This window comes from Anaerobacillus alkalilacustris, from assembly GCF_001866005.1.
GTDB classification, from domain to species: domain Bacteria; phylum Bacillota; class Bacilli; order Bacillales; family Anaerobacillaceae; genus Anaerobacillus; species Anaerobacillus alkalilacustris.
This window is the reverse complement of the sequence record NZ_MLQR01000014.1, coordinates 1-20,739: the sequence shown is the minus strand read 5'-3', so window position 1 is coordinate 20,739 and position 20,739 is coordinate 1. Positions and strand designations below refer to the sequence as shown.

Annotated in this window: 18 protein-coding genes, 11 tRNA genes and 1 rRNA gene; 27 read left to right on the top strand and 3 right to left on the bottom strand. The window is 36.8% G+C overall.

Features of this window, described 5'->3' with window-relative positions; genetic code table 11:
* Positions 1-112 precede the first annotated feature (112 nt).
* Positions 113-1,294: an MFS transporter gene (locus tag BKP37_RS06695; protein ID WP_071308853.1), complete on the bottom strand. Its 1,182-nt coding sequence runs from the start codon at positions 1,292-1,294 to the stop codon at positions 113-115.
* 327 nt (positions 1,295-1,621) lie between these two features.
* Between BKP37_RS06695 and BKP37_RS06690 the strand changes: the two genes are divergently transcribed.
* From BKP37_RS06690 to BKP37_RS06680, 3 genes are all read left to right on the top strand, one after another.
* Positions 1,622-2,680 (top strand): ABC transporter ATP-binding protein, encoded by a 1,059-nt coding sequence (locus tag BKP37_RS06690; protein ID WP_071308852.1) that lies wholly within the window; start codon positions 1,622-1,624, stop codon positions 2,678-2,680.
* Between the two features lie 313 nt (positions 2,681-2,993).
* Positions 2,994-4,109 carry an extracellular solute-binding protein gene (locus BKP37_RS06685; RefSeq protein WP_071308851.1) on the top strand — a complete coding sequence of 372 codons (1,116 nt, stop codon included), beginning with the start codon at positions 2,994-2,996 and terminating at the stop codon, positions 4,107-4,109.
* A gap of 35 nt (positions 4,110-4,144) precedes the next feature.
* Positions 4,145-5,830 carry an ABC transporter permease gene (locus BKP37_RS06680; protein ID WP_071308850.1) on the top strand — a complete coding sequence of 562 codons (1,686 nt, stop codon included), beginning with the start codon at positions 4,145-4,147 and terminating at the stop codon, positions 5,828-5,830.
* 52 nt (positions 5,831-5,882) lie between these two features.
* Here BKP37_RS06680 and BKP37_RS06675 read toward each other — a convergent pair whose 3' ends face one another.
* Positions 5,883-6,632: a rhomboid family intramembrane serine protease gene (locus tag BKP37_RS06675; RefSeq protein ID WP_071308849.1), complete on the bottom strand. Its 750-nt coding sequence runs from the start codon at positions 6,630-6,632 to the stop codon at positions 5,883-5,885.
* 333 nt (positions 6,633-6,965) lie between these two features.
* Here BKP37_RS06675 and acpS point away from each other — a divergent pair, with 333 nt between their 5' ends.
* The 11 genes from acpS (at position 6,966) to BKP37_RS06620 (ending at position 18,109) form a co-directional block, all read left to right on the top strand.
* Positions 6,966-7,319, top strand: coding sequence for a holo-ACP synthase (acpS, locus tag BKP37_RS06670; protein ID WP_071308848.1), 354 nt, complete (start codon positions 6,966-6,968; stop codon positions 7,317-7,319).
* Positions 7,320-7,490: 171 nt separating this feature from the next.
* Complete coding sequence (locus tag BKP37_RS06665; protein ID WP_245712458.1) at positions 7,491-9,038, top strand: NAD(P)H-hydrate dehydratase; 1,548 nt, start codon at positions 7,491-7,493, stop codon at positions 9,036-9,038.
* A gap of 46 nt (positions 9,039-9,084) precedes the next feature.
* Entirely contained in the window at positions 9,085-10,110 is a 1,026-nt protein-coding gene (locus tag BKP37_RS06660) for a LolA family protein (RefSeq protein WP_071308846.1), read from the top strand.
* A 424-nt stretch (positions 10,111-10,534) separates the two neighbouring features.
* Positions 10,535-11,695 (top strand): alanine racemase, encoded by a 1,161-nt coding sequence (gene alr / locus BKP37_RS06655; protein ID WP_071308886.1) that lies wholly within the window; start codon positions 10,535-10,537, stop codon positions 11,693-11,695.
* Positions 11,696-11,849: 154 nt separating this feature from the next.
* Positions 11,850-12,128: a CopG family ribbon-helix-helix protein gene (locus BKP37_RS06650; protein WP_169823089.1), complete on the top strand. Its 279-nt coding sequence runs from the start codon at positions 11,850-11,852 to the stop codon at positions 12,126-12,128.
* Between the two features lie 3 nt (positions 12,129-12,131).
* Entirely contained in the window at positions 12,132-12,482 is a 351-nt protein-coding gene (locus tag BKP37_RS06645; RefSeq protein ID WP_071308844.1) for a type II toxin-antitoxin system PemK/MazF family toxin, read from the top strand.
* Between the two features lie 271 nt (positions 12,483-12,753).
* Positions 12,754-13,767, top strand: a complete 1,014-nt coding sequence (locus BKP37_RS06640) for a PP2C family protein-serine/threonine phosphatase (RefSeq protein WP_071308843.1) — start codon at positions 12,754-12,756, stop codon at positions 13,765-13,767.
* Between the two features lie 52 nt (positions 13,768-13,819).
* Positions 13,820-14,152 (top strand): STAS domain-containing protein, encoded by a 333-nt coding sequence (locus BKP37_RS06635; RefSeq protein ID WP_071308842.1) that lies wholly within the window; start codon positions 13,820-13,822, stop codon positions 14,150-14,152.
* A gap of 23 nt (positions 14,153-14,175) precedes the next feature.
* Positions 14,176-14,643: an anti-sigma B factor RsbW gene (gene rsbW / locus BKP37_RS06630; protein ID WP_071308885.1), complete on the top strand. Its 468-nt coding sequence runs from the start codon at positions 14,176-14,178 to the stop codon at positions 14,641-14,643.
* Positions 14,597-15,382: an RNA polymerase sigma factor SigB gene (gene sigB, locus BKP37_RS06625; RefSeq protein WP_071308841.1), complete on the top strand. Its 786-nt coding sequence runs from the start codon at positions 14,597-14,599 to the stop codon at positions 15,380-15,382. Before rsbW ends, sigB begins: the two co-directional genes overlap by 47 nt.
* Positions 15,383-15,934: 552 nt before the next feature.
* Positions 15,935-18,109, top strand: a complete 2,175-nt coding sequence (locus BKP37_RS06620) for a Tex family protein (protein WP_071308840.1) — start codon at positions 15,935-15,937, stop codon at positions 18,107-18,109.
* A gap of 115 nt (positions 18,110-18,224) precedes the next feature.
* Here the strand turns inward: BKP37_RS06620 and cmpA are convergent, their stop codons facing one another.
* Positions 18,225-18,365, bottom strand: coding sequence for a cortex morphogenetic protein CmpA (cmpA, locus tag BKP37_RS19590; protein WP_139193078.1), 141 nt, complete (start codon positions 18,363-18,365; stop codon positions 18,225-18,227).
* Positions 18,366-18,620: 255 nt separating this feature from the next.
* Between cmpA and BKP37_RS06615 the strand changes: the two genes are divergently transcribed.
* From BKP37_RS06615 to BKP37_RS06555, 13 genes are all read left to right on the top strand, one after another.
* Positions 18,621-19,088 carry a SprT family protein gene (locus BKP37_RS06615; protein ID WP_071308839.1) on the top strand — a complete coding sequence of 156 codons (468 nt, stop codon included), beginning with the start codon at positions 18,621-18,623 and terminating at the stop codon, positions 19,086-19,088.
* Positions 19,089-19,213: 125 nt separating this feature from the next.
* Positions 19,214-19,288, top strand: a tRNA-Asn gene (locus BKP37_RS06610).
* A 6-nt stretch (positions 19,289-19,294) separates the two neighbouring features.
* Positions 19,295-19,385: transfer RNA gene (locus BKP37_RS06605), tRNA-Ser, on the top strand.
* 8 nt (positions 19,386-19,393) lie between these two features.
* A tRNA-Glu gene (locus BKP37_RS06600) sits at positions 19,394-19,468 on the top strand.
* 30 nt (positions 19,469-19,498) lie between these two features.
* Positions 19,499-19,574 (top strand) — tRNA-Val (locus BKP37_RS06595).
* A 12-nt stretch (positions 19,575-19,586) separates the two neighbouring features.
* Positions 19,587-19,662 (top strand) — tRNA-Asp (locus BKP37_RS06590).
* 15 nt (positions 19,663-19,677) lie between these two features.
* Positions 19,678-19,761: transfer RNA gene (locus BKP37_RS06585), tRNA-Leu, on the top strand.
* Positions 19,762-19,807: 46 nt separating this feature from the next.
* A tRNA-Leu gene (locus tag BKP37_RS06580) sits at positions 19,808-19,890 on the top strand.
* Positions 19,891-19,931: 41 nt separating this feature from the next.
* A tRNA-Arg gene (locus BKP37_RS06575) sits at positions 19,932-20,008 on the top strand.
* Positions 20,009-20,025: 17 nt separating this feature from the next.
* A tRNA-Pro gene (locus BKP37_RS06570) sits at positions 20,026-20,102 on the top strand.
* A gap of 13 nt (positions 20,103-20,115) precedes the next feature.
* Positions 20,116-20,189 (top strand) — tRNA-Gly (locus BKP37_RS06565).
* A gap of 3 nt (positions 20,190-20,192) precedes the next feature.
* Positions 20,193-20,269: transfer RNA gene (locus BKP37_RS06560), tRNA-Ile, on the top strand.
* Positions 20,270-20,508: 239 nt separating this feature from the next.
* Positions 20,509-20,739, top strand: a 16S ribosomal RNA gene (locus BKP37_RS06555); the annotation flags it as partial.

Here is a 20,739-nt window from a genome sequence, read left to right as displayed (position 1 = left end):
GAACACATGAGTTTAACCTTTAGGTTCTAGTCATTATAGGTATTTATCTGATTTTTTTTCAGGGTAAAAGACCCCCACCTCTAAGCGTAGTTAGGTAGGATTTTCCGATGTTTCAGCTTGCTGAAACGAGTTTGCTTCTTTTTTCCATTAATATTGATAGTAGAGAACAGAGTAAGATTAACGATAAAAATGCAAGCTTTGCGTAATAGTTTGTAATGATTGTGATTACACTACCGAAGCTAGCTCCAATTAATAAGATAAAGCTATACATTGAAATTGCTAAGCTCTTATTTTCTGCACCTTTTATACTAATGATATAAATGAGTGAAGGTATGGTGATTGACGTTCCGGCAACAAAAATAACAGATCCAAAAATGAGAAAAAGAATAATTGAGGATGTACTACATAATACACCTGTTAACATTAAAGTTAGCCCCATGAATATTGTGTTTTCAAAGCCAATTCGACCACTAATTTTGTTCGAAAGTATTGTTAGTAGTAACCCGGTTAATCCAAAACTCCTAATAAGCAGTGTATTTTCAGGGAGGAAACCAAGTATAGTAGAATAATAATTTTCTAATGAAGTGTAGTAGGCTACAAAAGTTAGAAGGATTGTAAATGTTATAAAATAGAGTTTTCTTAGGTCTTTTCTAAAAGGTATTTTTAATAAAGTTCTAATTAGCGAATGGACCGACCTCGATTGAGCGGGTTTTGTAGGACGAGGTAAACATTTTAATGAATAGATAAAAAGAAGTAAATAAAGTAACGATAATGCAATAAAGACTCCTTCCCAACCCCAAAAAAGATGTATAGAAGAACTAAACAGTTGTCCAACAACGCCAGCTGATAAGAATCCTGTATTAATAACGGCAATTGTTATACCTTGATGCTTTAAAGAAAGTACGTTAAATATATAAATGAAAGAGACAGGTGCAAACGTCGCTGCCCAAAACCCTTGAAATCCCCTAAGAATAAGAAACGCCGAAAAGTTACTGATGTAATAGCTAACAATCATTAAAATTGTAAGAATGAAAAGCCCAACTGAGATCGTTTCTTTTAACCCAAAACGTTCAGATAAAGACCCAAAAAAAATTAGCCCAAAAGCATAGAAAAAAGAAAACGCACTTATTGAAAGACTTGCTTGTGTCGTTGAAATTGAAAAAGTAATGGAAACACTATCAAGTAAAGGTATCATGATATAAAGATTTGAAACGATAAAAATTGCCGTAAGTGAGAAAAAAGTTATTATATGAAACATTGAATAATCTTTTTTGTTGAACTGCAAATTATCCATTAAGAGACCTCGCTTTAAAAAGTCTTGATATATGTATATGAAAAACAGTTAATTGTGTCTTTATAAACAGGATAAAGATTAATATTTTATAAGAAAATTAATGGATTTTGAAGTAGAGTACCTTGCCTCTGAACAAGTATCTCACTCACTTTGTAAAAACAGTAGAAATGTTGACGAAACATATGACAAGCTCTTGAACAACATTGACGTTAAAAAAAAGCCTATGATATAATTGTATTAAAATGAAAATCATTATCATTAGACTTTTATATTCAGAATTTATTTGAGATAAAGGCAGATACATATTGTCAAAGGGGGTTAAGTATCGTGAGCTTTATTCATCTCGAACAAGTATCGAAATTTTTTTCTAATGCATTACAACCGGCAGTTGATGCATTGGATTTAAAGATAGAACAAGGAGAAATTATTACTTTATTAGGACCCAGTGGTTGTGGGAAAACGACAACGTTAAGAATGATTGCTGGCTTTGAGCAACCGAGTATGGGGAAAATATCAATTGGAGATCAAGTTGTGTACGATGACCACCGCTCTTTGCCACCTGAAAAACGTGGAATTGGTATGGTATTTCAGGATTACGCTCTTTTTCCTCATTTGACGATTGAGAAAAATGTCATGTTTGGTTTAAATAAATGGAAAACAAAAGATAGAAAATTACGTGCTATCGAAGTTTTAGAACTTGTAGGCTTGGCAGATTACGCTAGTCGTTATCCGAGTGAGCTTTCAGGAGGTCAGCAGCAGCGTGTTGCTTTAGCAAGAGCGTTAGCTCCACGTCCTCATGTAGTATTAATGGATGAACCTTTTAGTAATTTAGACGCTGGATTAAGAGAAAAAATGCGTTTTGATGTTACAAATATTTTAAGAAAAGCAAATACTACAGCCATTATCGTAACCCATGACCAGAAAGATGCTTTTGCTGTCTCTGATCGTGTAGTTGTTATGAAAGATGGCATAATTCAGCAGGTAGCTAGCCCGCGAGAGATGTATCGCTGCCCTAAGAATTGCTTTGTTGCACAATTTGTCGGTAAAACAAACTTACTTACTGGGAAACTAGAAAAGGACATGAAACATGTAACCACAACAATTGGTACAGTATGCTTACCGAATCAAACAACTGAAATATGTGAAACAGTAAAACTTTCGATTCGACCAGAAGGTTGCCAAATAGTAGCCGAAGGAACAGGGAATTATTGTGGGAAAGTTGAGAGAGTCACTTACAGTGGCGAATACCAAGAATTATATATAAATTTTCAATCAAATTCTCTATCAGACCCAATGGTTATTTATGCGCCAATAGATCAAGAGATCGAAATAGGTTCAGTCGTCTCATTTAATATTAAGTCAGACTTGGTTTGTGTAGTAGAGTAATTAACCTGAGGATGAAGTTTCCCTCTTAATGGGGGAGACTTTTTCTTGTTTTGAGGAAAAAAGAAAACGCCATGCATCTTCATTATGTTTCGACACTAAGATAGTAAATCACGAAAGAACGTTCTTACCTTTTAGGGTGCTGACCATAAGCAAAACATTTGACAAAAAAAGTGAAAGGTTAGTGAACACTAATTTTTTTCTTCGGAACGTATTGACAATGATTATCAATGGCAATATAATTCATGTTATGAAGGTTATTGAGAATGAATTTCATTCCGTTAATTAAATTTAAAGTACATAGGGGGCAATAACAATGAACAAATCTTTAAAAATGTTTCTTTTTGCAATCCTTTCACTAGGACTACTATTTGCAGCAGCATGCGGTGGACAAGAAGAGACAGCAGAACCAGAAGAGAACGAAGTAGAGAGTGGACAAGATGAGCAACAAGAGGAAGAAGTAGTAGAATTAGATGGGAAAATTGTGGTATACTCAGCACGTAACGAGAATTTTGTTCAATCATTACTTGACAAGTTCCAAGAAGAAACGGGTGTAGAGGTTGTAGCTTTACATGGTGCTGACCCACTTCAACTTGTTGAAGAAGCTGGAAATGTTCAAGCAGACATTTATATTTCAAATGACCTAGGAGCTTTAGGATATCTACACATGGAAGGGTTATTAGAAGGGGCTGACCTGGAAGGAATTGATACAATTCCAGCAGAATTCCGTGCTGACGATAATGCATACTTTGCTATTTCTGCTCGTGCACGTGGATTTATTTACAATAAAGATATCATTACAGAAGAAGAAATGCCTAAAAGTGTAGAAGATTTATTTGATGACAAGTGGGCAGATCAATTTGCAATTACTCGTGGTGGTAACGGTGGTATGATTGGTCATGTTTCAGCTCTTCGTTACGAGTGGGGCGATGAAAAAACTGCTGAATGGATTGAAACAATTAAGGAAAATGCAGCAGGTATTTACCAAGGTCACGGCGACATTCGTCGTGCAGTAGGTGAAGGGTTACATTCATTCGGTTTAGTAAACAATTACTATTTCCACCAGCAATTACTTGAGCCAACTGACAACAACGTAGGGTTTATTTACTTAGATCAAGAAGAAGGCCAAATGGGTGCTGTAGCAAACGCTGCGGGTGTAGGACTTGTAAAAGGTGGACCAAACGAAGCTAATGCTTTAGCGTTTTTAGAGTGGTTATTATTACCTGAAAATCAAGTAGCGTTTGTTGGTGAATCTTTAGAGCTTTTAATTAACTCTGAATATGGTGCTGTATATCCACCAGAAGTAGAGCCACATATTGTTGAATTTAGTGAGTTGAAATCTCAAGAAATGCCAGTTAAAGAGTTAGGGAATTACTTTGAGGATACAAAAGAACTAATTGAACAATCAGGATTAGATCTAGAATTAAGATAACTATAGATAACTTGCAATGTATAGGAGAGGGCATTATGAATGATGATATTGATAAAAAATCTAAATTAAATAATGATCAAAATGCTAAGGTTGGGGAAACGTCTTCCCCAACCCTTCTCCATATCTTAAGAAGAAGATGGTTTGCGATTTGGCGTGGTAATCCCCCAGGTCCAGTTCTATTACTTCTGGGAGTAATTGTTGCAATTATAATGTCAATTCCGATTATATATGTTATGTGGCGTTCACTCTTTGCGGGAGTTAATCGTTGGATGCGTCTCTTGGATGAAAGGATTCCGCAATTATTATGGAATACATTCTCCCTTACGTTTGCTGTCACGATTTGTGCCATTATAATTGGAGTTGGGCTAGCTTGGATTGTCGTTCGTACGGATGTACCGGGACGTAAGGTTTGGCAATGGCTCCTAGCTTTACCTCTTGTTATTCCGCCTTATGTTGGGGCGGTTACGTATATCATTGTATTTGGTCCAAGTGGTTGGATACGTAATTTTTGGCGTGATACGCCTTGGCTAGTAGATACATTTGGAAATTACCCACTTAATATATATTCATTTTGGGGAGTATTCTTTGTTTTAACGATGTTTACGTATCCATATGTTTACTTGATTACGAGTGCGTCACTTCGTAAAATGAATCGTAATTTTGAAGAGGTTGCTCGTTCACAAGGGATGAGTACAGCTAAGATTTTCTGGAAAGTAAATTTGCCTTTTTTACGACCTGCCATTGGTGCAGGGGCGATTCTTATTTCTCTTTATGTCCTTTCTGACTTCGGTGCTATCGCGATGCTACGATATGTTACATTCACAGCAGCGATCTACTTCCAGAGAGCAAGCTTTGACACTCAATCTGCTTCAGTACTAAGCTTAGTTTTAATTATTCTTACGATCTTAATATTGTGGATTGAAGCACGGACACGAAGAAAAAATAAATATTATCAAACCTCTAACACTTTCCGAGAGCCAGAAATATTAAAATTAGGTAAGTGGAAGCCGTTAGCTTTAGTATTTGTAAGTTCTGTATTTTTTGTATCTGTATTTTTGCCAATAAGTGTACTTGGATATTGGTCAAATATTGGAGTTCGAATGGGTGCTTTAGATGGAAGATTTTTTGGTTTTGCATGGAATAGCTTTAAAGTTTCTGCATTAGCAGCTATCTTATGTATGCTTGTTGCGTTACCAATTATCTATTTAAAAACCCGTTATCCATCTTTTATTACGACAATTATTGATAAGCTTTGTTATGCGGGATATGCTCTACCTGGAGTCATAGTTGCACTAGGTTTCGTGTTTATCTTTAATAATCACATCCCGATGCTATATAATACTTTTTATATGGTTGCATTAGCTTTTGTGGTCCGATTTCTTCCACAGGCAATGCAGGCAGGAGAAGCTTCGCTAAGTCTAGTATCTCCCCGCATTGATGAGGCTGCCCGAAGCCTTGGACATCCTCCTTGGAAAGTTATGTTTAAGGTAATACTTCCTTCAATATTGCCGGGAGTTTTAGCAGGAGGGGCACTTGTTTTCGTTAGCTCAATAAAGGAGTTACCAGCTACATTAATGTTACGCCCACCTGGTTTTGATACATTAGCGGTTAGAGTATATTTTGAAGCATCGGAAGCGATTTATCACCTAGCTGCACCGGCTGCATTATTAATTGTTTTTGTTTCAATTATTCCATTACGATATTTATTGAAAAAGTATTAAACGAAATAAATAAAAGCCATGTCCTAAATGATGAATTGGACATGGCTTTTATTTATTTAAAAATTACTCCTAAAATTACAAGTAAAACAAAGAGGATCCAAAATACTGTTTTCTTTGTTCTGGCGCCAAAACGTCTATTTTTCCAACGGTTAGGATTAAAACTGATTTCGCCTTCATCAAAAACATGTCGATATTGCGGTGCGTATCTTCTTAGTTTGAATAAGAAAATTGGTGCAAGAGCAGCCCCTGAAATCAGCCCGAAAATGTGTGCGTAAACATTAATACGTGCATTGACAAACGTCATAATCAGTCCTATTACTAGTATCGTTATTACCACCTGAGAATTGTTTTGATCGATTAAATCTTTTCTATAAAGGACCATATACAGGTATATCCCAAAAAGTCCAAATATTGCTCCGCTTGCGCCTAGGTGAGGTGAGTATCCTAAACCGCCAATATAAAAGGTTGCAACGTTAGCGAGAATTCCAGTTAATATATATATAGAAATAAAACGCCATTTTCCAAGTAACCTTTCAAGTGCAGGGCCAAATAATACTAATGAGAATGAGTTAAATAAGAAATGTGCAGGTGAGATATGCATAAAAATTGGTGTTACTAATCGCCATAATTCACCTTGAGCAATTGATAAATTGTGTCCTACTCCTAGAATAAATATAAGGTTTCCACCTAGTGATGGAAATAAAAACATCCATAAAAATAATATAAGATGGATGGCAACAATTCCAGATACAACTGGGTAGGATCTGAGGAACGAACGAAAACTTTCATTTCTCACAAACATTGTAGATCACCTTTTCCTAGATTTATTAACATTATTGTAGCATAAAATCATGCGTTTACAGTAATAATTGAGACAAAATGAATAGTAAGCTTTTTCTATTCTATGATTTTATCTGTGATAAAATGTTAGGAAAACGAGTTGGGTAATATCTCATAAATGCCACAAAAAGCGAAATAGGGTTAAATAGTAAACTTTTTAATCCTGCTCTTAAGGTTAGTAAGAAATTCGCTTTATAACTTATCAACGTATTTTTAGGTATGGTCAATGGCCCCTGAAAGGTCGATAGAAGCTAAGCTTATGATTAAATAAATGATTGGAAGGAAGCAAATTTTTATGATCATTGGTACGGGAATTGATATTGTCGAGTTAAAAAGAATTGAAGATACGCTACATAGACATCCTAATTTTATAAAACGTATCTTAACTGAAAAAGAGGAACAAAATTTTCAAAAGCTTATAGAGAAAAGAAAAATAGAGTTTTTAGCAGGGCGTTTTGCTGCGAAAGAAGCTTTTTCCAAAGCAATTGGAACTGGTATTGGGAGAAATCTTTCTTGGAAGGATGTTGAAATTTTACCGGCTATAAACGGTAAACCAACTATCGTTTCCGAAAAAACAAATGGTAAAATTCATTTATCGATTTCGCATAGTAAAGAATATGCCGTGGCAAATGTAATTATTGAGTTGTAAATCCTTTTTGTGAAATATTTCAATAAGTGCTTTGCTTGTCATAAGAGCTTTTTTACATATTATTTGCAACATTTCTATATGAAATTTTATCGAGCTTGTCATGCTAGTCTGCATATTGTTTAGGACAGTCTCATATAGTGGTAGTGCGGATAGGAGGGAACTATTTTGAATGTGGTAACTGGTGAAGAAATGCACCAAATTGACCGCTATACCATTGAAGAAATAGGATTAAAAGCCGAATTACTAATGGAAAATGCAGGTCTTGCATTCGTAAGTTCTATTTTACATTTAATGAATAAGAAGACAGCTAAAATTGCTGTGCTCATTGGTGTAGGGAACAATGGTGGTGATGGTTTTGTTATTTCGAGGTCTTTATTAGAAAAAGGCTATCAAGTTGATGTATGGCTAATTCCACCTGTGAAAAAGGTGAAAGGCACGGCACGCTATCATATGGAAGTGTTTAAGAAGTGTGGATATGAGTTTACTAGCTATGAGGCAATTACTTGTGAGGATTTAGTTAGAAATTTAAAGGGAAAAACACATGTAATAGATGCAATGCTAGGTACAGGGTTAGTTGGTCCTTTGCGTCAGCCATATAAGGAGATAATTGAACAAGTCAATCAGTTAGAATGTCAAATTATTTCTGTCGATCTTCCTAGTGGGTTGCCCGCAAATGGGAATTCCTGTATTACTGATGCAATAAAAGCATCTCGTACTATTACTTTACAGTGTCCGAAGCTTGGTGCTTACACTTTTCCTTCCAGGGAATATTACGGAGATTTGACGATAGTTGATATAGGCATACCAAAGCTTGCTATTAAACAAATTGATAGTGAACGGTTTCTTTGGACTGAAGAAAATGTTGCCTGTTCTTTGCCGGTAAGAAAGCCATCATCACATAAAGGAAGTCATGGAAAGGGGCTTATTATTGCAGGTTCTCGAACTATGACTGGAGCACCAATATTGACTGCTAAAGCATGCCATCGGTTAGGAGCTGGATTAGTCACGTTGGCGCTCCCTGACACAATCATTAACACAGTTGCAAGTCAATTGATTGAGTCAACATTTCACCTATGTCCATCGGTAAACGGTGAAATTAACAGCTTAAATCTTGATGATGAATTAATGAATCGATTTGATGCAATCGCCGTAGGTCCTGGACTTGGGCGAAATAATAATGGCGAGTTTATAGAAACTCTTTTACATGATTTTGATAAACCGATAGTCATTGATGCAGATGGTCTTTTTTACTTGAAGGACTTTTTAACGATTTTAGCAAAACGAAAAGGTACAACTATTTTAACACCTCATTTAGGTGAGTTTGCTTATCTCATTAATGAGCCTATTGCTAAGGTTGAGAAAAATCGTTTTCAGGTTTCTAGAGACTTTGCTGTTAAATATGGAGTTTATCTTGTATTAAAAGGTCCATATACAGTAGTGACAACACCAGGCGGACAGCAGTTCATTAATACAAGTGGAAATCCCAGTTTGGCTAAGGGTGGATCAGGAGATGTATTAACGGGTATGGTGCTTGCGTTACTTATGCAACAAAAAGATTTGCAATCAGCCATTAGTAACTCTATATTTCTTCATGGTATGGCGGCGGATTATTTAATTAGTCATGAATATAGTCCGTTAAGTGTAATGGCATCTGACTTAATTAATATAATGCCGAAAGTTTTGAATAGTATTCAAAACCGTTATCACAAATACCGATAGAATTCCCTCCCTTGTCGTCTAAATGAGACAAAGGGGTTGAGAATGAATGAAAAAAATGGTAGCACTTATTTTCTCGTGTTTCGTACTTCTAGGGATGTTAGCTGGTTGTGGTGAAAAAACACAAGAAGATATCATCGAAGAATTAGGTGAAAAAATAAAAAATATGACAGGGTACAAAGCTGAGGCTACGATGACTCTTGAAACAGGGAAAGATCCTCAGCAATATGTTGTTGAAATTTGGCATAAGAATCCAAATTATTATCGTGTAGCGTTAAATAACGCTAACAAGGATCAAAGTCAAATTATTTTACGAAATGATGAGGGTGTTTTTGTTTTGACACCAGCATTAAATAAAAGTTTCCGTTTCCAAAGTGATTGGCCAGAAAACAACAGTCAAGTCTACTTATATGAGTCCCTTGTAAACGATATTTTAATGGACCCGGAACGAATCTTTACAGCGAATGACGAGCACTATGTATTCCAAACTAAAACAAATTACACAAATAAAAATTTACAACAACAAGAAATTACTTTAAATAAAAAAGATTTAACACCTGTATCTGCTAAGATTATGGATGTCGAGTTAAAGGTATTGGTGAATGTAGAGTTTGAAGATTTCGAACTAAATGCTAGCTTTAATGAAGGTGACTTCGATATGGATCGTAATATGACAGGGGCTCAATTAGAAAGTCTTCCAGCAATGGCCCAAGAAAGTGACGAGCCACTAGTTGTTTCATTCCCGATGTATGTACCAGATGGAACGGTGTTAAACGATTCAAAAGAAGTAAATATTGAGGATGGGAAAAGAGTAATTTTAACATATACCGGTGACCAAGATTTTACGTTAATTCAACAAAAAAGCAGAGTCCAGCAAGCAAGTACTCCAATGCATATTACGGATGGAGAACCTGTAGATTTAGGGTTTACAGTTGGGGCACTTACAAGTGAAGCTCAAACAAAATCAATTAATTGGTCTTATGACGGTGTAGATTTCTTCTTAGCTTCAAAGGATTTAAGTACGGAAGAAATGATTTCAATCGCGAGATCAGTTTATGGAACTGAAGTAAAATAATAAAGTTCACTTCAATTTTTGAGGAAACTGATAGCAGTAAGTATTTATGATTTTATAAAAGTGTATAACAATCTTCATTTCTGAAGTTAGTTTATTGACTTTAGGAGCTCCCTTACCTAGGGGGCATCAAGGTTTATAGGTGGGCTTTCTACGTAATATGAGTTAGATAAACTGTAAAAAGGAAATGCAGACTCTGTAGCGTAAAACTAGGGGTCTGCATTTTTGATAAGAAACTCCCATGGCGGCGTTTTACGCCGCCACGGGAGTTTCTTATCAAACCTAAAATATTTCCGATTACGAAGGAGGTTTATAGTTGAAAATAATTAATAATTAATTTTCCTATAAGTTCTTGACAAGTTGTATTATGGCTTTATTATTATCATATATAAAAGTTGTTGTTAGAGGAGGGCACGTTTTGAGAAATTTGAACTGTTTTTATCGAGATACGTGGGTTGAAGTCGATCTTGATGCAATAAGTGAGAATGTAACTTGCATCAAGAGGAACCTACCTAACGATGTTAAAATCATGGCTGCAGTTAAAGCTAACGGCTATGGTCATGGAGCAGTTCACGTAGCACGCGCTGCGTTAGAAGCTGGTGCCCACTATTTAGGAGTAGCTATATTAGATGAAGCGATCGCATTAAGGAAACAGGGGATAAATGCACCTATTTTAGTACTTGGATGGGTAAGACCGAGTGACATAAATATAGCGGCAGAACATAATATAACCTTAACTGTTTTTCAAGCAGACTGGTTAGAAGAGGCGAAACCGCATCTTTATTCAGAATTTTCGTGTACTTTTCATTTGAAAATTGACACTGGGATGGGCAGGATTGGTATAAGATCAAAAAATGAAGGAAAAGCTGTTATTGATTGTATAAATGAAAATAAACAATATTTTCTAGAAGGAATATACACACATTTTGCAACAGCTGATGAAAAGGATTTAGATTATTTCCAAATGCAATACAATTCTTTTGAAGACATGCTTCAGTGGTTACGTAATTATGGTGTAGATGTTCAATACATTCATTGTGGCAACAGCGCCGCAACGATAAGATTTCCGTCAAAAATGTTTACGATGACGAGAGTAGGTATTTCTATGTATGGTCTCACTCCGTCTAAGGAAATTGAAGATGAAATTCCTTTCTTATTAAAAGAGGCTTTTTCGTTTCATAGCAAAATAATTCATGTAAAAGAAGTTAATGCTAATGAAGGAATAAGCTATGGAGCTACTTATAGAACAATTGGAAAGGAATGGATTGCGACAATACCAGTAGGCTACGCCGATGGGTGGCTACGTCAAAATAGTAATAATGGTTATGTTCTCGTCGAAGGTGAAAGGGCTCCTATAGTGGGTAGGGTTTGTATGGATCAAATGATGGTAAAATTGCCAAAAGAAGTTCCAGTCGGTACTCAAGTTACGTTAATTGGAGAACAAATGGGAGATGCAATTTCCGTTGATGAAGTGGCTGATCGTCTTGGGACGATTAATTACGAGGTCCCATGCATGATTAGTTACCGTGTTCCAAGAGTCTTTTTAAAGGATAGGAAAATAGTAACAATAAATAATGAAGTTTTATAAAGAATACGAGAAATAACAAGAATGGTACGAGAATTTGACGAACATTTATCTAGGGATAAATAACAAAGACCTTTGCAAAACTTGAATTGTAATGCTATGATTATTGATGGATATAAACTAAATTTAGTTGTAGGTGTATGTTGGAGGTGTTTTTGTGTCTGATAACACAAAGAGGATCACGGTTAGCTTACCACAACATTTATTAAATGAGGTTGATGGGTTGATTAAAAGAGAAAATGTAAACCGTAGTGAATTTATTTCACAAGCTACAAAAGCGTATCTTCGTGAAAAAAAGAAACGTCAAATTCGAGAAACTATGCAGCAGGGTTACATGGAAATGGCTAAAATTAATTTGAACATTGCTTCAGAAGCATTTCTTGCCGAAGAGGAAGCGGAGCATACGCGTACACTTGACTTAGTAAGTGGGGTGTAAACTTTGATTGTTAAACGTGGCGATGTTTATTTTGCTGACCTCTCACCAGTTGTTGGTTCAGAGCAGGGGGGAGTAAGGCCAGTTCTCATCATTCAAAATGATATAGGAAATCGGTTTAGCCCAACAGTCATCGTCGCAGCAATTACAGCTCAGATTCAAAAGGCAAAACTACCAACTCATGTGGAAATAAACGCTAAACGCTATGGCTTTGATCGGGACTCTGTTATTCTATTGGAACAAGTTCGAACAATCGATAAACAACGTCTAACAGACAAGATTACTCATCTAGATGATGATATGATGTCCCGAGTAAATGAAGCGCTACAAATTAGTTTAGGACTAATTGATTTTTAATTATTTATTTATATTAATAAATAAATTATGCAGATAGGGAAAGTTGCTATTAATGAGCAGCTTTTTTTATTTGTATTTAATGTTCTGAGTATTCAGACGATATAAAAGTTATAAATGATAATAGGAGTTAATTACTATGCAAATCTTTGCATCCTAAATCGAGAAATGAAATAATGATAGAAACAGCTAAATTTATTATTAGGCTCAAAATTGTGGTGAATGGAGAAGACTATAGTGTTAATAAAAAAGCTTCATTTGAAAGGGGAAGCTTATGGAAAAAAAGAGTGAGAATCTACGCGCGGACTATAAAACAATTATCGAAAAATACTTAAAGACAGGCAGTCAATGTTCGTTTCATGAAGCTCGAAAATTTTCTGTCGATATAACCAAAAGAAATGTTTCGCCAGAGGATATGGTGAGTCTCCATGTATCCGTTATTAAAGAGTTACTTCCTAACTTACCTAAGGAAGTAGTGGATACAAACGACCTGTTACTTGAAGTGATGGTTAGTTACGGATTAGCCTATCAAGAACATCAAAGTTTAAGAGACCGGCAAAAACACCTGGATTCTGAATTGGCAGTTGCAGCAAAGATGCAACAAGAGTTGTTTCCGAAAGTTGTTCCTAAAACACCAAAACTGGATATTGGCATTAAAAGTGTTGCCGCGAGTGCCGTCAGTGGTGATTATTATCATTTTATCCATGATGAACAAGAGCACCTAGGAGTGGCTGTTGCTGATATTATAGGTAAAGGAGTACCGGCTGCCCTTTGTATGTCTATGATTAAATATGCTTTGGATAGCTTACCTGAATTACGCTTGCAACCTAATGCTCTATTAGAAAATTTAAATAGAGTTGTTGAGCAGAATATTGGCTCTAATATGTTTATAACGATGGTATTTGGTTCGTATGACTTAAATGAACACGTATTTCGGTATTCAGGTGCAGGGCATGAACCGGGCTTTTATTATTGCTATAGTACAGGAGAATTTTATGACTTAACTACGAAGGGATTAGTGCTCGGTTTAAGTAAAAAAGCAAAATTTATAGAGTATGAACGAGAAGTAATGGAAAATGATTTAATTATCCTTCTTTCTGATGGTGTCACAGAGTGCCGGACTGATGAGGGATTTCTAGAAAGGGTCGAGATTCCGAGGATAATAAAAAAATATATACATTTATCTGCTCAAGAAATCGTAGATAGCGTTTATTCTGAGTTAGAAAAAATTCAAAATTATAGTTTGAAAGATGATTTTACTTTAATGATTATTAGAAGAAACGTTTAAAATATTCATTCTAGTGGTATATAAAGATTGTGATTTTGAGGAGGGACAAAAATTGAATTTGGAAATTATACAAATAGAAAAAGCGGGAAAGCAATACCTAATTCTAAATGGAGAAGTAGATGTTTATACAGCGAAGAAACTTAATGAAACTCTCCTTCATTTAACAGGAATAGAAGGAAATGAAATAATTATTGATTTATCTCAGGTGAATTATATTGATAGCATTGGACTGGGGACTTTCATTGGAGCATTAAAATCTTCCCACAAACATGATAGTTCTATTAAACTCATTGGGATGACTGAACGAGTGAGAAGATTATTTCATATTACAGGGTTAGATGAAGTAATGAACATCGATGAAAGTATGAGGGAGGAAGCGAAGTGAGCCAAACATCTGATTATATAGAGATGAAATTACCAGCGAAGCCTGAATACGTCGGTGTAATCCGATTAACTATATCTGGAATAGCCAATCGGTTAGGGTATTCGTATGATGAAATCGAAGATATTAAGATAGCGGTAGCCGAAGCGTGTACAAATGTTGTTGCTCATGCTTATAACGATGAAGGTGGTCAAATGACTGTGGGTTGCGGAGTATATCCAGACAGGTTGGAAGTTATGGTAGCAGACCGAGGTCAGAGTTTTTCTCTAGAGAAATTAAGGGGTGATTTTGGACCAGTTAATACAGATAAGCCAATTGCTGATTTAAAAGAAGGTGGTCTGGGTTTGTTTTTAATTGAAAGCTTAATGGATAAAGTTGAGATTAGAAATGATATTGGGGTTATTGTTGTTATGACTAAGTTCCTACAAAGAGGTGAGGTGGAACAAAATGTCGGAAGATCTTCAGCAACAACTACAGATCGACAATCAAATTGAACAATTGATCAAAGACTTTCAACGGTCGAATTCAGAAGAAACACAAGTCATATTAGTAAAAAAGTATGAATCGTTAGTGCATATGTTAGCAAGAAAGTTCTCGAAAGGTAAAGATTATGGTGATGACCTTATTCAAGTGGGGATGATAGGTCTTTTAGCAGCTTTGCGAAGGTTTGACTCATCTTATGGGCGCAGTTTTGAAGCGTTTGCTGTGCCAACAATTATAGGTGAAATAAAAAGATATATTAGAGATAAAACCTGGAGTGTACATGTGCCTAGAAGAATAAAAGAATTAGGTCCAAAAATAAAGAATGCAGTTGAAAAACTAACAACAGAATTGCAACGTTCACCAAAGGTTTATGAAATAGCGAGTTTTTTAGATGTAACAGAAGAAGAAGTGTTAGAGACGATGGAAATGTCAAGGAGTTATCATGCTCTCTCTGTCGATCGTTCGATTGATGCTGATCAAGAAGGTGGAACTGTGACATTGTTAGATTTAGTTGGAGCAACTGATACCGGTTATGAAAAGACCGATCAGCAGCTATTAATAGAGAAGGCCTTTTCGGTGTTGAATGATATGGAAAAACAAATATTATATTGTGTTTATTATGAAGGTCTTAGTCAGAAGGAAATTGGCAAAAAATTAGGGATATCACAAATGCACGTATCCCGTTTGCAAAGAAGGGCGTTGGAGAAAGTACAGGAATCCTTACCAACCGATGCTTCGGAAAGTTTATAATGCAATTATTAGTGTTAATCATCGACAAGGCCAAACTAATAGTAAAGAACTTCTTTAAAGGGGGTGACTAACATGAAAAGTCATCCTTTTTTGCAGTATCAGAATTTATAAATTTCTAACTTGGAAACTGTCTAGCGCAAGCAGCCTACGAGCTCGATCACTTCAGTCAAGCTACTGACTTCAATAACTACATGAATAACGTCTCTGAATAGCTTCATGCAGCTTTGCTCCTGCGGTTACTCGTCGCACGGAAAACAATTGCTCCTGCGGTTACTCGTCGCACGGAAAACAATTGCTCCTGCGGTTACTCGTCGCACAAAACACTGCTTCGAGGAAGCTTCCTACGAAGCATACTAGAAGACACAGAAGCACGTAGGAAGCCAAAGAGCGGCTTCTGTCAAAGGCCTTCCAGTGCCTTTCGCTCGTGACCAAGGCGCTTGCGCTTTTCTTATTTACTTTGTATCTCTTGGTAAAAAAGTTTAGATGTTTTCTTTATTTTCTTTAATCGTTTATATAAAATAGATAAATATGAAGGAAGGGAGTTGGCGTAAAATGGAAGAAAAAAAACAAAAGATGCTTCAGTTACTCGCGAAAGAGACATCGTTTTCGACTAAAGCAATTGAAAGCGTAATAGGTTTAATAGAGGAAGGTAATACAGTACCTTTTATTGCTCGTTATCGAAAAGAGTTAACAGGTTCCCTAGATGAAGTTCAAATTAGAACTATTGTTGAAAGGTGGACATACATAAATAATTTAGAAACAAGAAAAGAAGAAGTTATCCGCATCATTCAGGAACAAAATAAACTGACAGATGAACTTAAGCAATCTATTTTGAAAGCCACAAAATTACAAGAGGTGGAAGACCTTTATCGCCCTTATAAACAAAAGCGTCGAACTCGTGCAACTGTTGCTAAGGAGAAAGGGCTCGAACCTTTTGCTCAGTGGTTGTTTTCATTTCCGGCTGAGGGGAATGTTCATGAGGTCGCTAAGGGTTATATTTCAGAGGAAAAGGAAGTTCACACAATTGAGGATGTAATATCAGGAGCGCAAGATATTATTGCTGAGTGGATTTCTGATGATGCAGAGGTACGAAAACTTTTACGCCAAATGACTTATAAAGAAGGGAAAATCATCTCTCTTGTAAAAGACCAGGAAAAGGATGAAAAAAACGTTTACGAAATGTATTACGAATATGAAGAACAAATCGGAAAAATTGTACCACACCGTATATTAGCCTTAAATAGAGGTGAAAAAGAAGGGATATTAAAGGTATCGCTATCTGCTCCGGTAGAGCGAATTATTACGTTGATTGAAAAGAAGTATATAAAAAATTCGCATTCGCCTGTAACGTCGTATATCAAGGAGACAGTAGCTGATAGCTATAAAAGGCTAATTGAGCCGTCAATTGACCGTGAAATTCGAAAAGAACTTTCAGAAAAAGCAGAAGATCAAGCGATACATATATTTTCCGAAAATCTTAGGAACCTTTTGTTACAACCACCATTAAAAGGACGAGTCGCATTAGGGGTAGACCCTGCTTATCGGACGGGGTGTAAATTGGCGGTTATCGATGAAACTGGAAAGGTATTACATATATCGGTTATATACCCTACACCACCAAAGAATGAGGTTGAAAAAGGGAAACAAATTGTTCAAGATTTAATAAAAAAATATTCTATAGAGGTCATTGCTATCGGGAATGGAACAGCTTCGAGGGAAACAGAACAGTTTATTGCCGATGTAATAAAAGAGACGAATAAAGACGTTTACTATTTAATTGTTAATGAAGCTGGAGCAAGTGTTTACTCAGCTTCACCGCTAGGAAGAGAGGAGTTCCCTGATTTACAAGTAGAAGAGCGAAGTGCGATTTCGATTGCTAGACGATTGCAGGATCCGTTAGCGGAGCTAGTAAAAATTGACCCTAAATCTGTTGGGGTAGGTCAATATCAGCACGATGTGACTCAATCGAAGCTTAACGATTCCTTGACTTTTGTTGTTGAAACGGTTGTTAATCAGGTAGGTGTAAATGTAAATACTGCTTCAAGTTCGCTACTGCAGTATGTTTCTGGTTTGTCAAAAACTGTGGCTAATAATATTGTAAAAAAGCGAGAAGAAGAAGGGAAGTTTGTTAATCGTACACAACTGAAAAAAATTCCTAGGTTAGGTGCTAAAACGTATGAACAGTGTATTGGATTTTTGAGAGTTACTGATGGGAAAGAGCCGCTAGATCAGACAGGGATTCATCCTGAGAGTTATCAAGAGACGAAGAAGCTTCTTGACCGAGTTGGTGCAATAACTGATCAAATTGGTTCTGCAGAATTAAGCGAGCGGCTAAAACAGCTTAATCTAGAAGAAGTTGCGGTAGAGCTAGGTATCGGGATCCCTACATTAAAGGATATTATTGATGCGCTTATTAGACCGAGAAGAGACCCGAGGGACGAGGTTGCTACACCGCTTTTAAAGAAAGATGTCTTACAGATGGAAGATTTAAAAAGTGGTATGGAATTACAAGGTACTGTTAGAAACGTTGTGGATTTTGGTGCTTTCATAGATATTGGGGTTAAACAAGATGGTCTTGTTCATATATCGAAATTAACTAATCGTTTTGTCAAACATCCAATGGAAGTTGTTTCTGTGGGTGATGTTGTTACAGTTTGGGTTGATTCTGTTGATATTAAGAAACAACGTATTGCGTTAACTATGCTTAAACCAGAAAATCAGGTATAAAGTACAGATTTAGTAGAGTAGGACCTTATCGATCGGAATTGAATGAAAGTATGTTTATAGCCTCTAGAAAGTGATGATATACAAGAAGAAGGGATTTCATTATCCCCTCTTCTCTCTATTTTGTTTGTTTTTTGTGGGTGTTGTTTGGTTCATACCTCCGATGGTAGTAAAACCAGCATTGGTTTAACAAACGGATTTGTTGAGTGTTTTTTTCGAGGAAAGCATTTTTTATTTGCTTTTGTAGCCAGTCAGGCACCGGAAGTCCCCCTTCCTTTATTAATGTATGAAAAACAAGACTAGTCTTTAATGATTAAGAGCGAGTATGTTAAGTTGAAAGTTTTTATAATAGAATTATTCTATGATGTGGTAGTATGAATAGTATATGAACGGAAGGTTGTCATTGTTGATGATTTTTTTAATTTTTGCTAAGGATAATTTAATTTAGTAATTAAATTCGTTCTTGTACGATTGATTTTCAAATAAACAATAACTAATAAGGGGAAAGACATTCATGAATGAACATGACTTGCAGCTGTTAGTTGAGGAAATATCTAATAAGTATTTTGGGATTTCTTTTAAACATCGCGCAACGTTTAACCCAAGATTACGTACAACTGGTGGAAGGTATCTTCTTGGCAATCACAATATAGAAATAAATCCGAAGCAGTTAGAGCATTTTGGAAAACAGGCGTTAATTGATATAATTAAGCATGAATTATGTCATTACCACTTGCACATTCAAAAAAGGGGATATCGTCATGTAGACAAAGATTTTCAGCAGCTTTTATCAAAAGTGGAAGGCTCTATGTACTGTAATTCTATTCCAGGAGCTAGAAAACAAAGTAAGACTGTGCATGTTTATATTTGTACATCTTGTAAAACGATGTTTAACAGGAAGCGTTTGATTGATACGAAGAAATATGTATGTGGGAATTGTAAAGGTAAAATAAAGAAAGAGAAAACTTATAAAACAAGTTGACTTTAATTGGTCGTCTATGTTAAATTTAAAAAGTCGCTAAATTGATGAACGAAATTTCGGAATGAAAAATATTGTTGACAAACTGACATGAACAAGTTAAAATAGTTTAAGTCGGAAGTGATTATTCCACAGTAGCTCAGTGGTAGAGCAATCGGCTGTTAACCGATCGGTCGTAGGTTCGAGTCCTACCTGTGGAGCCATATTAAGGAGAAGTACTCAAGTGGCTGAAGAGGCGCCCCTGCTAAGGGTGTAGGTCGTGTGAGCGGCGCGAGGGTTCAAATCCCTCCTTCTCCGCCACTTTTTATGGCCCGTTGGTCAAGCGGTTAAGACACCGCCCTTTCACGGCGGTAACACGGGTTCGAATCCCGTACGGGTCACCAATTACTATGATTATCTATAATTGTTTACCTGGAGGATTAGCTCAGCTGGGAGAGCACCTGCCTTACAAGCAGGGGGTCGGCGGTTCGATCCCGTCATCCTCCACCATCTAAATGTTTAGGACCCGTGGTGTAGCGGTTAACATGCCTGCCTGTCACGCAGGAGATCGCCGGTTCGATCCCGGTCGGGTCCGCCATATTTTAATAAAGATGCGGGTGTGGCGGAATTGGCAGACGCGCTAGACTTAGGATCTAGTGTCTTTGACGTGGGGGTTCGAGTCCCTTCACCCGCACCATTTTTATTTTTAGGACAACTTCACTTCAGGTCTACTGTTTGTATATGCGGTCGTGGCGGAATGGCAGACGCGCTAGCTTGAGGGGCTAGTGGGAGTACTCCCGTGGAGGTTCGAGTCCTCTCGACCGCACTTAGTTATATTTAATTTAATCACACTGCAAGTTTAAATTTGCGCCCTTAGCTCAGCTGGATAGAGTGTTTGACTACGAATCAAAAGGTCGGGAGTTCGAATCTCTCAGGGCGCGCCATATCAGTTTTAATATCTCGGGAAGTGGCTCAGCTTGGTAGAGCACCTGGTTTGGGACCAGGGGGTCGCAGGTTCAAATCCTGTCTTCCCGACCATAAGATTTCATATGCGGGTGTAGTTTAGTGGTAAAACCTCAGCCTTCCAAGCTGATGTTGTGAGTTCGATTCTCATCACCCGCTCCATATGGGCCTATAGCTCAGCTGGTTAGAGCGCACGCCTGATAAGCGTGAGGTCGGTGGTTCGAGTCCACTTAGGCCCACCATAAAAAAAGTATTGACACTTACTTTACTTCTATGGTACATTAGCTAAGTTGCTAATTTTGCGACGGGGTTACTGAAAAAAAGTTGTTGACAAGACGCGTTCGGTTTGATAAACTTGAGTCCTTGTTGAAAAAAACAACTTCGAAATAATTGTTCTTTGAAAACTGAACACACAGCCAAGCGAATTAAAAGAGATAGTAAATATCTCGTCAATGTTTTATTATGAGCTTTATCAAACACTTTTATGGAGAGTTTGATCCTGGCTCAGGACGAACGCTGGCGGCGTGCCTAATACATGCAAGTCGAGCGAATGGATGGGAGCTTGCTCCCTGAAATTAGCGGCGGACGGGTGAGTAACACGTGGGCAACCTGCCCTGTAGACTGGGATAACTTCGGGAAACCGAAGCTAATACCGGATAATCTTTGGAGCCTCATGGTTCTAAAGTGAAAGTTGGGTTTACCTAACACTACA